Annotated in this window: 16 protein-coding genes; 6 read left to right on the top strand and 10 right to left on the bottom strand. The window is 46.4% G+C overall.

The features are described from left to right. Window positions 1-148 precede the first annotated feature (148 nt). Window positions 149-1,048: a LysR family transcriptional regulator gene (locus tag HCZ42_RS10710; RefSeq protein ID WP_167420693.1), complete on the top strand. Its 900-nt coding sequence runs from the start codon at window positions 149-151 to the stop codon at window positions 1,046-1,048. Window positions 1,049-1,153: 105 nt separating this feature from the next. Here HCZ42_RS10710 and HCZ42_RS22185 read toward each other — a convergent pair whose 3' ends face one another. Together HCZ42_RS22185 and HCZ42_RS10705 are read right to left on the bottom strand one after the other, a co-directional pair. Next, entirely contained in the window at window positions 1,154-1,261 is a 108-nt protein-coding gene (locus HCZ42_RS22185) for an ABC transporter ATP-binding protein (protein WP_439848997.1), read from the bottom strand. A gap of 32 nt (window positions 1,262-1,293) precedes the next feature. Continuing rightward, entirely contained in the window at window positions 1,294-1,788 is a 495-nt protein-coding gene (locus HCZ42_RS10705; protein WP_167420692.1) for a hypothetical protein, read from the bottom strand. A gap of 200 nt (window positions 1,789-1,988) precedes the next feature. Here HCZ42_RS10705 and HCZ42_RS10700 point away from each other — a divergent pair, with 200 nt between their 5' ends. Continuing rightward, window positions 1,989-4,349, top strand: coding sequence for a Lon protease family protein (locus HCZ42_RS10700; protein ID WP_167420691.1), 2,361 nt, complete (start codon window positions 1,989-1,991; stop codon window positions 4,347-4,349). Between the two features lie 58 nt (window positions 4,350-4,407). Here HCZ42_RS10700 and HCZ42_RS10695 read toward each other — a convergent pair whose 3' ends face one another. Further along, window positions 4,408-5,406: a 2-hydroxyacid dehydrogenase gene (locus HCZ42_RS10695; RefSeq protein ID WP_167420690.1), complete on the bottom strand. Its 999-nt coding sequence runs from the start codon at window positions 5,404-5,406 to the stop codon at window positions 4,408-4,410. Between the two features lie 165 nt (window positions 5,407-5,571). Between HCZ42_RS10695 and HCZ42_RS10690 the strand changes: the two genes are divergently transcribed. After that, on the top strand, window positions 5,572-6,090 hold the full coding sequence (locus HCZ42_RS10690) for an NUDIX hydrolase (protein ID WP_167420689.1): 519 nt from the start codon (window positions 5,572-5,574) through the stop codon (window positions 6,088-6,090). Window positions 6,091-6,194: 104 nt separating this feature from the next. Here the strand turns inward: HCZ42_RS10690 and yiaY are convergent, their stop codons facing one another. The 4 genes from yiaY to HCZ42_RS10675 form a co-directional block, all read right to left on the bottom strand. Further along, window positions 6,195-7,343, bottom strand: coding sequence for an L-threonine dehydrogenase (gene yiaY, locus HCZ42_RS10685; protein WP_167420688.1), 1,149 nt, complete (start codon window positions 7,341-7,343; stop codon window positions 6,195-6,197). 301 nt (window positions 7,344-7,644) lie between these two features. After that, window positions 7,645-8,295: an isoprenoid biosynthesis glyoxalase ElbB gene (gene elbB / locus HCZ42_RS10680; protein WP_167420687.1), complete on the bottom strand. Its 651-nt coding sequence runs from the start codon at window positions 8,293-8,295 to the stop codon at window positions 7,645-7,647. A gap of 73 nt (window positions 8,296-8,368) precedes the next feature. Beyond that, window positions 8,369-8,503, bottom strand: coding sequence for a hypothetical protein (locus HCZ42_RS22035; protein WP_303047957.1), 135 nt, complete (start codon window positions 8,501-8,503; stop codon window positions 8,369-8,371). A 124-nt stretch (window positions 8,504-8,627) separates the two neighbouring features. After that, on the bottom strand, window positions 8,628-9,557 hold the full coding sequence (locus HCZ42_RS10675) for a LysR family transcriptional regulator (protein WP_167420686.1): 930 nt from the start codon (window positions 9,555-9,557) through the stop codon (window positions 8,628-8,630). A gap of 95 nt (window positions 9,558-9,652) precedes the next feature. Here HCZ42_RS10675 and yjjG point away from each other — a divergent pair, with 95 nt between their 5' ends. Further along, window positions 9,653-10,327 (top strand): pyrimidine 5'-nucleotidase, encoded by a 675-nt coding sequence (gene yjjG / locus HCZ42_RS10670; RefSeq protein ID WP_167420685.1) that lies wholly within the window; start codon window positions 9,653-9,655, stop codon window positions 10,325-10,327. A 59-nt stretch (window positions 10,328-10,386) separates the two neighbouring features. On the opposite strand, the gene phnX is transcribed toward yjjG, so the two are convergent. From phnX to phnW, 3 genes are read right to left on the bottom strand one after another with little or no spacing between them, the layout of a single operon-like run. Continuing rightward, on the bottom strand, window positions 10,387-11,208 hold the full coding sequence (phnX, locus tag HCZ42_RS10665) for a phosphonoacetaldehyde hydrolase (RefSeq protein ID WP_167420684.1): 822 nt from the start codon (window positions 11,206-11,208) through the stop codon (window positions 10,387-10,389). A 10-nt stretch (window positions 11,209-11,218) separates the two neighbouring features. Then, the gene (locus HCZ42_RS10660; protein WP_167420683.1) at window positions 11,219-12,613 is read right to left on the bottom strand and encodes an aspartate aminotransferase family protein; all 1,395 of its coding nucleotides are present in this window, start codon (window positions 12,611-12,613) and stop codon (window positions 11,219-11,221) included. A 2-nt stretch (window positions 12,614-12,615) separates the two neighbouring features. After that, the gene (phnW, locus tag HCZ42_RS10655; RefSeq protein WP_167420682.1) at window positions 12,616-13,731 is read right to left on the bottom strand and encodes a 2-aminoethylphosphonate--pyruvate transaminase; all 1,116 of its coding nucleotides are present in this window, start codon (window positions 13,729-13,731) and stop codon (window positions 12,616-12,618) included. Between the two features lie 293 nt (window positions 13,732-14,024). On the opposite strand from phnW, the gene HCZ42_RS10650 reads away from it, so the two are divergent. Both HCZ42_RS10650 and HCZ42_RS10645 read left to right on the top strand, forming a co-directional pair. Next, entirely contained in the window at window positions 14,025-15,035 is a 1,011-nt protein-coding gene (locus HCZ42_RS10650) for a putative 2-aminoethylphosphonate ABC transporter substrate-binding protein (protein ID WP_167420681.1), read from the top strand. Window positions 15,036-15,142: 107 nt separating this feature from the next. Further along, window positions 15,143-15,553 (top strand): GNAT family N-acetyltransferase, encoded by a 411-nt coding sequence (locus HCZ42_RS10645; protein WP_167420680.1) that lies wholly within the window; start codon window positions 15,143-15,145, stop codon window positions 15,551-15,553. The last annotated feature ends 28 nt before the right edge of the window (window positions 15,554-15,581 follow it).

The raw sequence follows: 15,581 nt of genomic DNA, 5'->3' as shown, positions 1-15,581 counted from the left end.
GTACTACTTTCTTAAATCAGGATTCTTGAGAATCTCTTCGATTTTATGATTGTGATAATTGTGTTAATTCGCGGTGAATCTACCCCTTTATTTTTTTTTGATATAGGGAAATAATGAAAATAATTAGTTCCAAAAATGGCATAATGCGATGCGTGCAGACGATTTAATCCTGTTTTCACAGGTAGTAGAGATGGGCAGCTTTAGTAAGGTTGCAGAGGCAAATAGTCTTACAAATTCGGTAGTTAGCAAAAGAATTGCCCGTCTAGAAGAGGAGTTAGGCGTTCAATTATTATATCGAACTACGCGTAAATTAACCCTCACAGAGGCAGGAAAGGCGCTGACACACGGAGCCAAAAATGTGAAGCAAGCCACTCTTGAAGCTATGGATGCGGTTTCAGGTTTTGGCGAGAATATAAGCGGTCACATCAAAATGTCGGTGCCGTGCATTTCGGGTGATTTAATTTTGGCCGATGCCGTGGCGGAGTTTTGTAACATGCACCCGGGTTTAACCGTCGATATGTCGCTCAATAACCGCTTTGTCGACTTAATTGAAGGCGGTTACGACTTGGTCATTCGTACCGGTTATCTGGAAGATTCCAGCTTGATCGCCAGACATATTCTCGACTCTCAATGGGTAGTGTGTGCTTCGCCGACCTACATTGCGCGAAACTCAAAACCCGCCCGCCCCGAAGACTTGGTTGACCACAACTGTTTGCAATACGCTTATCAAACTACTGGCGCGAGTGAATGGGAATTTAAGGGCGAAAAGGGCAACTACATTGTCGGTGTCTCAGGTACGTTTAATACCGATAACGCGACGGCACTACGAAAAGCGGCGCTCGGCGGGCATGGCATCGCGTATGTACCAAGGTGTTTGGTTTACCACGATTTACGCAACGGGCAGCTAGTTGATTTGTTCCCAGAACAGGTTGGCAAGCGCTTAGGTGTGTATGCGGTGTATCCGTTTACCCGTCAGCCGCCCAACAAAGTGAAATTGCTTATCGAGCATATCCGCACACGATACTTGGCCATTTCTCACTACTTCTAGAAACAATAAAGCCGACGCATCCTTGCGTCGGCATGTTGGCTACCAATCTAATGTTGAAGCGATAGATTGATAGAACTCGGCGGCCAAACCGAAACTCTTTTGGCTCTAGGCAACTTTGTCTGGATGTTCCAAATCAAACGACGCTGTAATGAGCTTTTTGGTGTAGTCACTTTGTGGATTGTGGAATATCTCAGCTGCCGTTCCTTGTTCCATAACTTCGTCTGTGACATGGGTATTCCTTTATTTTAATGAACGAGACGAACGCTTTCTGGTATCGGGGAGTGGGCTTTTAGCGATGCAAAATGGTGGTGTGCTCTTTGTACTCGTTCGAACTCAAGCATCCACTGTGCGTTACGCTGCGCGCTACAAAAGGCCGACATACGCTGTAATAACTCTTCACTGTTTTTATCCAGAATATGGTAGGTCGCTTTGACTAAGTCAGCGCTTTCAATCGAGAGGAACTGCAGTAGTGCGTAGCTTTGATTGAGCTGTTCAAACGCTCGGTCGTGTTGTCCTAGTTTGTTGAGAATTTCCGATTGCGATACCGCGGCATCACGCAAACCAGTAAGCAGACAGCTAAACTGACACGGCTTGGTCTCTTTGCAATCGAGCGCGGATTGGATATGACTTGGAAGGTGGCAAAGCACCTGATCATACAGATAGTGAGCTTCGGGCCAGTGACCTTGTTCCAATAACTGTTCAGCTTTGAGATAGTGAGTCCAGCACTGCTGTAGATCCATGTTTTATACTCCACCAGAATTACGTTCTTGCATATTTAAATGCAATTAATTCTCCATTGCAAATAATTATTATTTAAATAAAAATTAAAAATAAGTTGGTGGATATTTAATCACTTGAACTTAAATAGTGCGTAAGTCACTAAAATATAACCAAATCTAGCCTAAACTAGTGGAATATTAGAATAATAAGGAAATTTGAGATGGCTATTCAACGGCTAGAAGCTAGCAAGCTTTACCACGCTGCTGAGCTAGAAATGTTGCCAAGCAAGTCGACAAAAGAGTTGGCGCCAATCGATGAGATCGTCGGTCAGAAACGCGCGCAGAAAGCGGTTGAGTTCGCGATGTCGATCAAAGAGAAGGGCTACAACATCTACGCGATTGGCCAGAACGGGCTCGGAAAGCGCACCATGATCTTGCGTTATCTGAATCGACACAAACACGACGTAAATGACCTTTACGATTGGTGCTATGTGGCGAATTTTGATGACGTCCGTACACCTAAGGTACTTAAGCTGCCGTGTGGAGTGGGCAGTCGATTCAGACAAGACATCGAGAAACTCATCTCTAAACTGCTCAACGCGCTGCCACTCGCGTTCGACAATGAAATCTATTACAGCCGCGCAGACAAACTGAAAAACCAGTTGGCGCAAAAACAAGAAGCGGAGTTGGCACAGATTGCCAAAGAGGCGAAAGCCCAAGGCATCAGCCTGACCATCACCACTCAAGGTGACTATCAATTCGTCGCAATGAATGGCGAAGAGATGCACACCGAAGAGAGCTTTGACAACCTGAGCAAAAAAGAGCAAGAACACTTCAGCGATACCATTGATGCGCTAGAAGTGCAATTGCGCGATATGGTTAGACAGCTGACAGAATGGGAAGAGTCGTACAGCGATAAGATCAAAAAGCTTAACGACGAAGTCACGCTCGACGTTATTGCTCATTTCATTAAGCAGTTGAAGAAAGACTATTCTCGTTATCCAGAGATTAAGTCTTATCTAAAAGACCTACAAAAAGACATTGTTGAAAACGCCGATATTTTCTTAGAGAAAAGTGAAGAGCAGGCAGAAATTGCCAGTGCGTCACTGGATAAGAGACTGCCGCGCCGTTACAAGATTAACGTTCTAGTAAGCCGTAAAGAAGAAGACTTCCCGATTGTGGTGGAAGAGAACCCGAACTACCACTCGTTGTTTGGTTATGTCGAAACTGCAACGTTCAAAGGTACCGTGTTTACGGACTTCTCGTTGATTCGTCCGGGCAGTCTTCACAAAGCGAACGGCGGCGTACTGTTAATGGATGCGCAAAAGGTATTGGAACAGCCATATGTTTGGGATGGTCTCAAACGAGCGTTACGTGCTCGCCAGTTGAGTTATACCTCGCTGGAGAAAGAAGTCACCCTTACTGGCACAGTATCACTCGATCCAGAACCGATTCCTTTGGATGTGAAGATCATCTTGTTCGGTGACTACCGTACCTATCAGTTGCTGCAGCACTACGATCCGGAGTTTAGCGAATTGTTCAGAGTAACCGCGGATTTTGAAGACGAGATGACGCGTACCGATGAATCTGAACTGCATTACGCGCGCTTTATTTCCAGCGTCGTCAATGACAACAACATGCTGCATTGTGACCGCAAAGCGATTGCGCGCATTATTGAGCACAGTTCTCGATTAGCGGGTGATCAGAACAAGCTCTCTTTGCATTCCGCGCACATCGCAAACCTGCTTCGAGAGTCCAATTATGTGGCCAAACAGGCGAACTCAAACATGATTCGCTCTAGCCATGTAGAGGAAGCGTTGGCAAACCAAGAGCTGCGAGTCAGCCGCTTGAAAGATACGGTGATGGAAGGCTTTGTCAATGGTACGACGCTGATCCAAACTGAGGGTACGGCGATTGGTCAGGTCAACGCGTTATCGGTGTTAAGTACCAGCGAATATATGTTTGGTGCACCAAACCGCATTACCGCGACGACCTGTTACGGCGAAGGTGATGTGATCGACATTGAGCGCAGCGTTGACCTTGGCGGCAGCATTCACTCCAAAGGGGTAATGATCCTCAGTGCCTACTTGTCATCGGTGTTCGGCAAAACCGCGAAGGTGCCGCTCAATACCACCATCACCTTTGAGCAATCTTATGGTGGCGTGGATGGAGATAGCGCGAGTATGGCAGAGTTTTGTGCCGTGGTATCCGCGTTCTCGAAACAACCAAACCGTCAGGATATTGCGATTACTGGCTCAATGAACCAGTTTGGTGAAGCACAGCCAATTGGCGGGGTGAACGAGAAGATCGAAGGCTTCTTCGATGTGTGTACCATCAAAGGTCGCAGCCACGAACAAGGGGTGATTATCCCTCGCGCGAACACTCACAATCTGATGCTAAGACAAGACGTGGTGAAAGCGGTCGAAAAAGGTGAGTTCCATATCTGGGCGATTGACCACGTGACTGAGGCAATCGAGCTATTTATGGGTAAACCAGCCGGTACTTTGAGTGAAGAGGGCAGCTACCCGATCAATACCGTCTTTGGTATTGCTCAGGCGAAACTCAATTCACTACGCAAGTAACTAAAAGTACCAACAAAAAGGGCTTCCGATTGGAAGCCCTTAGTTTATCTGTTGATGCTTAGAACTCGATCAGTTCGTTGCCAGAGAGTTTACCCTCTTGGAACGCAGCAACACTACCGAGTGTTGTATCAGCGATATTACCGAGCGCTTCGTCGGTTAAGAATGCCTGATGTCCAGTAAACAGCACGTTGTGACACGCGGATAGACGACGGAATACATCATCGACAATGACATCGTTAGATTTGTCACGGAAGAATAGCTCTTTCTCATTCTCATACACATCCAAACCCAGTGCGCCGATACGGCCTTTCTTTAGCGCCTCGATCGCCGCAGACGCATCCAATAATCCACCACGGCTGGTGTTAATGATCATCACACCATCTTTCATTTGATTGAAGGCTTTCTCATCGAGTAAGTGGTAGTTTTCTTCAGACATTGGACAATGCAACGTGATCACATCACTCTGTTGAAACAACTGATCTTTGCTGCAGTAAGTCGCGCCCATTTCAATCGCGAGCGGGTTTTCATACGGGTCAAAACAGAGAATGTTCATGCCTAGCCCTTTAAGAATGCGCATTGTCGCGATACCGATTTTACCCGTGCCAATGACGCCTGCGGTTTTACCGTGGAAGTTAAAGCCTACCAAACCGTCGAGCGAGAAGTTCGCGTCACGGGTTCTCTGATAAGCCTTATGGAAGCGGCGGTTGAGGCTCATCATTAGGCCCACTGCGTGCTCAGCGACAGATTCAGGTGAATAAGCTGGTACGCGAACCACTTGGATGCCGAGTTGTTTGGCTGCGTCCAAATCGACGCGGTCAAACCCAGCGCAGCGCATGGCGACCATCTTGACCCCATGTTCGGAAAGCGACTTAAGCACTTCAGCGGATAGATCGTCATTCACGAACGGGCAGACGACTTGCGAACCTTGCGCCATTTTGGCGGTTTTTGGTGTTAAAGCGAAATCATGGAAATGAAGATTGAAGCCAAATTGTTTATTGGCTTGGCGAAATGATACTTCGTCATACGATTTAGTGCTGAATAATGCGACATCTAACATAAAGAGCCTCTCAAAATAGATGTTGGAGGGAATTGCTCTTATTGAACCTCTAAATAGTAAAAAATTAAACCATCAATTTATTGTGGATTCATTCTTGACTCGTGAGCTTGAGAGCACAGGGTGATGTGGTAGAATCTGCGCAAATTCGACTAACAAGCAGCAGTCATGAGACATCTAAAAACTACCGTTCACCCTGATATTGAACACTTGGACGACAAAACTGTTTTTCAGCGCAAAGCGGCACGTGCGATTGTCGTCGAAGGTGAGAAAATCTTATTGCTCTACACCGAGCGTTACCATGACTACACCATTCCTGGTGGTGGCTTGGACGAAGGTGAAGATGTGATTGCTGGTATGGTCAGAGAGCTTCAGGAAGAAACGGGCGCGCGCAACATTCATAACATCAAGCCTTTTGGTATTTATGAAGAGTTTCGTCCTTGGTACAAAGACGATGCAGACGTGATGCACATGACGTCATACTGCTATAGCTGCAAAATTGATGCGCAGTTAGGCGAAACGGCGTATGAAGATTACGAAGTTAAAAACGGTATGAAGCCGGTTTGGGTCAACATCCATGATGCGATTGCTCACAACGAAAAAACCATCGCGGAAAGCCCGAAGAAAGGCATGAGCATCGAACGTGAAACGTATCTGCTGCACTTGATTGCCAAAGAAATGCTTTAACAAGCTGCGCATACCAAATACTAACAAACAACAAAGAAAAAGCCCTCGAGATACGTCGAGGGCTTTTTGATCTGTCGTTAATCCGTATTGGATTACGCGAGAGATTACATCGCAGCTTCGAAAATCGCGGTGATCTCTTCGTGCGTCGCTTGTTTAGGGTTAGTGAAACCGCAAGCATCTTTTAGTGCGTTGTCAGCAAGCGTTGGGATGTCTTCCGCCTTCGCACCTAGCTCTTGGATGCCTGCTGGGATGCCAACATCTTTCGCTAGTGACACGATAGCTTCGATCGCTGCGTCTGCACCTTGCTCTGGCGTCATACCTTCAACGTTCACTCCTAGTGCTTTTGCAACGTCACGTAGACGAGCAGGCACGACTTGCGCGTTGTAACGCTGCACGTGTGGTAGAAGAATTGCATTACACACACCGTGTGGTAGGTCGTAGAAACCACCTAATTGGTGTGCCATCGCGTGAACATAACCAAGTGATGCGTTGTTAAATGCCATACCCGCCATGAATTGCGCGTAAGCCATTTGTTCACGAGCTTCTAGGTTACCGCCGTCTTTTACTGCAGTACGTAGGTGAGCTTGAATCAGTTCGATCGCTTTAATTGCGACAGCGTCAGTAATCGGCGTTGCCGCAGTTGAAACGTACGCTTCCACCGCATGAGTCAGTGCATCCATACCCGTTGCGGCAGTCAAAGACGCTGGTTTCGCAAGCATTAGCTCAGGGTCGTTCACCGAGATTAGCGGAGTGGTGTGCTTATCTACGATTGCCATTTTGATATGACGTTCTTCATCAGTGATGATGCAGAAACGAGTCATTTCAGAGGCAGTACCTGCCGTGGTGTTGATAGAAACTAGAGGTAGCATTGGTTTAGCTGATTGGTCTACGCCTTCGTAATCACCGATTTTCCCGCCGTTTGCCGCAACTAAAGAAATGCCTTTTGCACAGTCGTGTGGTGAACCACCGCCCAAAGAGACAACGAAATCACAGTCATTCGCTTTCAGCAGCGCAAGGCCGTCATTAACGTTAGAAATCGTCGGGTTAGGTTGTGTGCCATCAAATACTACAGTTTCGACGTCACGTTCAGTCAAAAGGTCTTGGACTTTCTTAACGACACCGATTTGGTTAAGGATTTTATCGGTAACAATAAGACCTTTTTTAAAACCTTTTGACTGAATACTGTCTGCTGCGTCTTTAAGACAGCCTGCGCCCATCAAATTTACTGTAGGGATGAAAAATGCACTCGTCATTGTATTACTCCATTGTTATGTGTTTATTGGAAAGAGCTTATAAGTTTTTGGTTGCATATATTTTCACTGAGTATAGATGAACTCACTTAATCTCCTACTTCTTAATGAGTAGTTTGATGTGAAATTGTGATATGCATTCAATTGTATAATTTTACTGATAAAGTTATTTATTTTTAATGACTTAATGTGGGTTGCTTGTTCAGGTTTTTGGTTGGATGAGTTGCAGGCTGTTGATAGATGTAAAAATAAAAAACCCTTTAAACAGAAATTTAAAGGGCTTTTGTTGAATAAATATACAACTTTAGGCGAGGGAAATCAGTTTGCTCACGAGTTTTTCAATGCCAGAAGCTGCCTCTGAAATCGAATTGGCTAGCATATAAGCAGGTGTCGATAGCACTTTGTGTTCTTGGTCAAACACGATCTCGTCAACCGTACAGTCTACGTGTTCTCCTCCCATGGTGTTGAACGCGGCAGCAGTCGCAGCATCATTACCTATGGTACCTTTGACACCGTTTTCGTAGATCATCGGAATAATAACAGGTGCGATACACAAATAGCCCGCAGGTTTGTTGGTCTGAGCAAAAGCGCGACAAGCCGACGCTACGTGGGTATTGATGCTACATTCTGCGCCGTGGACAGCGAAATCAGTCAGATTTTTTGCTGCGCCAAAACCGCCCGGTAGTAGTAGGGCATCGAACTCGTCTGGGTTTAATTTGGCGACATCTTCAACGTTACCGCGTGCGATACGTGCCGCTTCTACTAACACATTACGCGTCTCGTCCATCTCTTCGCCGGTTTTGTGGTTAATGACGTGGAGCTGGTCGATATTTGGTGCAAAGCAGTGCCACGTCGCGCCTTGTTTTTCAATCGCATGCAACGCAAGAACGGCTTCATGAATCTCTGCTCCATCAAATACACCGGAACCACTGAGTATGACGGCTACTTTTTTCATTGTTCAGATTTCCTTTTGTCTTTAACGCTATCTAGGTTAGATGATTTTCAGCGTTTTCGACCTGAAGTGGATCTCATTCTTCCTCTTCGTCAACGAGCTTCAGCTCGTCTTCTTGCTGCGCTTCAATCTCGGTCTCTTCATCCTGAGCTGGATAGTGTTTTACTACAAATGGGGTGAGCATAACGCTGGATGGTAGAAAGTGTTTCATCGCAGACTCCAGTTTGGCTGGCTTAATACAACGGCTCAATGGTAGTGGTTCTAATCTGCGCCTGCTTGCTTAACATCATGATTTGGTGAAGAAAGTTGTTGGATTGCTATTCGTGGGCATTGGATCACAGATTCAGCGTGTCTTTGATCATGCTGTCCCAATAAGGGTTGTCCGCGCCTAAGCGTTCACTAATAAAATCAATAAACGTCCGCACTTTGACGGGCATGTGTTTACGCTCTGGGAATACCGCATAAACCGCATGCATTGGCAATTGATAGTCTTGCATCACTGGAATGAGATTCCCCTCTGCAATGTCTTTGGCGACGATGAATGTCGGTAACTGAGCGATACCAACGCCTTCGATGACGGCTCTTCGGATCGCTTCACTGTTGTTGACGGTTAGGCGTCCTTTGGGTACGACTCGGAACTCATTACCCATAGACTCAAACACCCATTCAGAGCCTCCGCGATAATAGGTGTATTGCAAACAGTTGTGATTGGATAGGTCGGAAGGTTTGCTCGGTAAACCGTGTTGATCCAGATAATTTGGCGAGGCACAAAGCACACTGCGACAGGGTGTCAGCCGTTTTGCTACGAGGTTAGACAAGGGCAGGTTGCCAATACGGATACCTAAATCGAAACCATCTTGGACTAAATCCACCATGCGATCTTCAAGTTGCAGGTCGATTTCCACATCAGGATAAAGCGCGAGAAACTCCGCAACTAAAGGTGCAACGTGCAATACACCAAATGACATCGGCGCCGTAAGCTTGAGCTTTCCGCGTGGGTTCCCCTGCAGCTCAGTAACCGCATCAATGCCTTGCTGCGCGAGATTAAGAGATTGCGAAACATACTCGTAGTAGCGTTTTCCTGCTTCAGTAAGGCTCAGTTTTCGAGTGGTGCGATTGAGTAGTCGAATTCCCAGTTCATCTTCCAATTGGTTGATGCGTTTGCTTACCGCCGACTTGGTAATATTGAGTTTGTTCGCCGCTGGTGAAAACCCACCGCATTCAACGACGGCAACAAAAACAGGAATAGATGAGAATGCGTGCATAGTTGAGTTTTAGTTTACAATTATTTTCTGTGTTCTTAGATTATCATCTAATAGAAAACAATCTACACTAGCAGGGCCAATTTGAGGAGAGAAAAATGAAGTACGATTGGATCTTATTTGACGCTGACGAGACCCTGTTCCACTTTGATGCATTTAAAGGGATGCAGCTAATGTTCTCTCGCAAAGGTGTTGATTTTACCCAGCAAGATTTTGAGCATTACCAGAATATTAATAAGCCGCTGTGGGTGGATTATCAAGACGGAAAAATCACTGCACACGAGTTGAAGCATACTCGTTTTCAAGAGTGGGCAGCTAAGCTCGAAACGACGACTCAAGAGCTGAACCGCGCCTTTTTAGAAGCGATGGCCGATATTTGTACCTTGTTACCGGGTGCGAAAGAGTTGATGGAAGCGCTGCAAGGCAAAGCCAAAATGGGCATCATTACTAATGGGTTTACCGAACTTCAGGCGATTCGTTTAGAGCGCACCGGCATGACCGAGTTTTTTGACCACGTAATTATCTCTGAAGAGGTGGGTGTTGCGAAACCGGACGCGGGTATTTTCAGCCACGCATTAGAAGTGATGGGTAATCCGTGTAAGAGCAAGATTCTGATGGTGGGTGATAATCCTCATTCCGACATCCTCGGCGGGATCAACTTTGGGATTGAGACTTGTTGGTTGAATACAAATAGCGCAGAGCAAGTACAGGGCATTGCGCCGAACTACACCGTAAACTCATTACATGAATTGAAAAACATCTTGGTAGCTTAAGGTTTTACAGAGATGAGTTATCGGGCGCTCTTGAGAAAGGGCGCCCGTTTTTTTGTTACTTAAGGACGTTCACCCTCAGCGATTCGGTGTTCGATTTCAGTCACGACCGCAGGTAGATCTGCAATGGTATCGATCAGGTAATGCGGTGCGCTTTTGCTGAGTTTTGCTCGGGCTTTTTCACGTGCGATTGACAGCGTTTTTTCACTCGCAGATTGGTACTCTTCGAACGTTAGTCCTGCTTCGTTGCCGGACAGCAACAAACCCACCGTCCACATGCCAGCGTTGTGACCTTCATCGATACCGGGTGCTGCGTCATCGACTTTAATACAGGCAGATACGTTAGTGACGCCCAATTCAATTACGTTTTTCAGTGCCATAAACGGGGCCGGGCGACCACCTTGAGGTAAATCATCAGTCGCGACCACGTAATCAGGCTTGTAGCCGTAATCGGCCGCCGCTGGGATAAGAACGTCCATTACTTCGCGAGGATAGCCAGAGCAAGATCCAATTTTGATGCCACGCTGCTTAAGCCCCTCTACAACCTCAATGGCGTTAAGAATTGGCGCAGCATGATCAGCCACTTTGGCTTTCTGCAACGGCATAAATGTGGCGTAAATACGGTCGATATCGTCACTATTCATTGCTCGACCAAACTGAGCTTGCCAACGTTTGGCGACGCTCGGTAAACGGCCCACGGCTTGGATGTGGTCCCATTTGCCTAGGCCCATTGGCTCACGCGCTTCATCGAGTGTGATGTCAAAGTCGTAACCACGTTTAAACGCTTCAACAAAAATACTGGTTGGCGCGAACGATCCGAAATCAACAATGGTGCCTGCCCAGTCAAAAATGACGGCTTGCAGCGGTGAAGGAGAAAGAGTCATCTGTTATCCCTTATAAGTAGTTGTATTCTTTACATGTGTCAGCAATGGCTTGTTCAAATATTGCCAGCGCTTGTTTTAGTTGTTGTCGAGTAATGATCAGCGGAGGGCTAAGCTGAATCACATTGCCCTGAGAGACTTTAAAGTTAAGGCCGTTGCTCAAGCATTGGTAGAGCACGGCTTCTGCTTCATCGTAGGCGCGTTGTTTGGACTTTCTATCAATGACCAACTCCACACCCCACAACAATCCGATTCCACGCACGTCGCCTATCAATGGGTACCGCTCTTTCATGCGTAGCAGTTCATCGCGCATGAATTTGCTGTCGTTTTTGGTTTTCTCTAGTAGATTTTCGTTCTCGATGGCTTCGATTGTCGCAAGTGCAGCCGAACAACCAATTGGGCTTTTTTCATGGGTGTAATGACCCATAGAGATTTGCTCTGCGGTGTTGTACTTGTCTTTGGTGACCATCGCGGCAATCGGTACTAATCCACCGCCTAAGCCTTTGCCAATACAAAGGATATCGGGTTCGATACCGTAAGCTTGGTGGGTAAACCATTCGCCACTGCGCCCCATACCGTTAGGAATGTCATCAATGATCAGCATGACATTATGCTTGTCGCAGATTTCTCGTATCCGTTTCCAGTAGGCTTTACTTGGTACTTGAACGTCGGTGTTACGTACGGCTTCTGCGATAAAAACGCCAACGCCACCTTCTTTTTCGATGACGTACTCAAGATAATCGGCATAGTGGACATCGCCACTCTCATTTGAGGAATCGTTATTGAATGGAAACGCGCCACGATAAGAAACCGCTGGTGGAATACGCTCTACACCGGCCATTAATGGTCCCATGCCTTGACGAAAACAGGCTTCACCTCCGACCGAAATGGCATCAAGTGATGCACCATGAAAAGAATCCCACAACGAGACCACTTTGTAGTTGCCAGTGATATGACGCGCAAGTTTGAGCGCCATACCTATCGCTGAGGTTCCACCAGGTGCAAACAACACTCGATTTAATTCGCCACCACAGATTTCTGTGAGTTTTTCTGCGCATTGAACCGCGATTTCATTGGTGAAACGACGAGGTGAAAAAGGCAGTTTGGCGATCTGCTCTTGCACTTTCTTAATGATATGTGGATGAGCATAGCCAAGCTGATGGACATTGTTTCCATGAAAGTCCATGTAGCGCTTACCAGAGGTATCTTGCAGGTAAATACCTTCTGCGCTTACGAGTGAGTCTAGGCACGGCGTGGACATTGCTTGATGTAGAAACACATCACTATCTCTTTTCAGCAGCGATTGGGTGTTTGGGTCTGCAATCGATTTGTTCCATTTGTCGCGTGCAGGCGTGGTATTGATATCGCCTTCGCTACGAAAGTGGGTCGGTTGTACGTTGTTATCCATGGTTACGCTGCCGTCACGTTATCGTCCCAGTACATAGACTTGCTTACCGCTTGGATTAAGCGTTGGATGTCTTCTGGGTAGACTTCGCCAATATTGCCGATACGGAAACAGTCGGCGTTAGAGACTTTGCCCGGATAAATCACAAATCCATGTTCTTTGAGCTGAGCGTAGAATCGTTTGAATTCATAAGCGTTACTTGTTGGGGAATAGAAAGAGGTGATGATCGGCGAGTGAAGTTCATCGCTCAGCAGTGTCTTGAAGCCAAGTTTGCGCATGCCTTCGACTAACGCTTGCTGGTTTGTTTGGTAGCGCTGATGTCTGGCGTCGATACCGCCTTCTTGCTCAAGTTCGAGCAGCGCTTGGTAAAATGCGCGCACGGTATGAGTCGGTGAGGTAAAGCGCCACTTGCCGTGGTTGGCCTCCATGCAGTGCCATTGGTCATACAAATCTAGGCTTAGTGAACGCGCGCGGCCTTTGCATTTTTCGAGTTCATCTTGTTTTGCAATTACAAAGCCAAAGCCAGGTACGCCTTGAATACACTTGTTGGCAGAGCTGATCATAAAGTCGATGCCAAGCTCGCCGATGTCCATTGGAATGCCACCAAAGCTCGACATCGCGTCGAGAATCACGGTTTTGTTGTGTTGCTTTGCCAATGCTGCAATCCTTTCAATCGGGTTTAGCATGCCGGTGGTGGTTTCACAGTGGACTATCGCGACGTGAGTGATCGCGGTATCCGATGCCAATGCCGTTTCTACCTCGTTCAAGTGTGGCTGTGATGTTTCGCCAGGAGAAACGACATGGAATGGGATATTTAGGTAGTCGGCAATCTGAGCAATACGAGCGCCGTAAGCGCCATTGTCGACCACGAGTAGCTTTCCATTGTTATCAATTATGCTACCGATGGTGGCTTCTACAGATGCAGTGCCGCTACCTTGCATGAGCACACTGGTGTATCCATCTTGCTGAGTCGCCAGTTTAACCAGCTTGTTGCGAATTACTTCGACCACGTCTTTGTTGTATTCGTCATCCCAAGTACACCAATCTTTAAGCATAGCTTCGCGTACCGTTTCCGATGTTGATAGTGGTCCAGGGGTCAGCAATAAGTATTCGTTCTTCATGACAATATCCGTTTTGTTTTTTTGGTGTATACCAGAATTTATTGGTACTTTATCAGCAGCAAAAAATCGGAGTAAATAGCTCGCAGGCGGATTTCATAAAACTTTAATATCAAACCAGCAGGAAAATTTATCGAAAATCGATTTGGTCTTTGTTTCGCACAACTGCCATTTTTTGTTCATGCTTTTGTCACAAACAGATTTTAGGGTGGATATCATCAACTGGTACAGACCACATTGTTAGTGCGAAGCGTTAAACAAGTGGTCTTCAAACGAAACAGTCTAAATTGGAGAAGATGATGAAAAACCGTTTGATGAAAGGATCGCTAGCTGCACTGGTTTCACTGCTGGCAACAAATGCGTTCGCAGCACAGGAAGTGACGGTTTACACCGCTTTCGAAACTGACATTCTGGCCAAGTACAAATCGGCGTTTGAAAAAGAAAATCCAGACGTAACGATCAAGTGGGTACGTGATTCAACAGGCATCATGACCGCAAAACTGCTGGCAGAGAAAAACAACCCTCGTGCAGAAGTCGTTTGGGGTTTGGCTGGTTCTTCGATGGCGTTACTAAAAGAAGAAGGTATTCTTAAACCTTACACGCCAAAAGGTGTAAATGAGCTTAATGCTAGCCTGAATGACCCTCAGTCGAACCAAGCGTGGTTTGGCAACGATGCGTTCTTTAATGCGGTGTGTTTCAACGAAGTGGTGGCTAAGCAATTAAACTTGCCAAAACCAATGAGCTGGGAAGATTTAACCAAGCCAGTTTACAAAGGTCATATCGCGATGCCAAACCCTGCATCATCAGGTACGGGTTACATGCAGGTTTCTGCATGGCTGCAAAATATGGGTGAAGACAAAGCTTGGGATTACATGAAAAAGCTCGATAACAATATCGCACATTACACCCACTCTGGTTCTAAGCCATGTGTTCAAGCGGGGATGGGTGAAGTCGCAATTGGTATCTCTATGGCAAGCCGTGGTGCGAAGTTGAAGACTCAGGGCGCGCCTTTGGATGTGATTACGCCAAAAGGTATTGGCTGGGAATCAGAAGCGGTTGGTCTGGTAAAAGAGTCTGATGCGGCTAAACGCGTGGTCGATTGGTCAATTTCGAAAGCGGCGAACGAGCTGTACGTAGAAATGTACCCAGTTGTTGCTCACAAAGACGTAAAAGCGACAGTATCGAACTTCCCGAACGTACAAGCTAATATGGCGAAGATGGATTTTGCGCAAATGGGTAGTAAGCGCGCCGATATTTTAGCGATTTGGTCAGAGAAGTTTGACGCGAAATCTGAACCTAAATCGTAATCAGTTTAATCAGATAAAGACAAATAATCAAAGGAGAGCCTGTGCTCTCCTTTTTGCATTCTGTATTAAAGCAAGGCACATTAGTGTTCGGTTAAATAGGGAACATTATGAAGATTAAAATAATCAGCGCAGAAGAAACGCTGCCGATACGATTTGTTGTGCTGTGGCCAAGTAAAAGCGAAGAGTTTTGCCGTGTTGAAGAAGACGAACAAGGGCTGCATTATGGGGCATATGACGGCGACAAATTAGTTTGTGTTGCATCGATATTTATTGAAAACGGTAGTGCGCGGTTAAGAAAGTTCGCGACCTTGCATGAATATCAAGGTAAAGGTATCGGCAGTCAGGTTTTGCAAAGAATCATCAGCGATTTACAAGCGAAGCAGGTCCGTCAGTTGTGGTGTGATGCACGCGAAACGGCGGCTGGTTTGTATCAACGTTTTGCCATGAATAAATGTGGTGAGCGATTCTATAAAGGGGACGTCCCTTATTTCAGAATGTCGGTTGAATGGCACGACTAGCGATAACGGCTTAGCATCTAACGAGTTT

Source organism: Vibrio hepatarius (assembly GCF_011806575.1).
Lineage (GTDB): Bacteria > Pseudomonadota > Gammaproteobacteria > Enterobacterales > Vibrionaceae > Vibrio > Vibrio hepatarius_A.
This window is presented reverse-complemented; position numbering and strand designations above follow the sequence as displayed.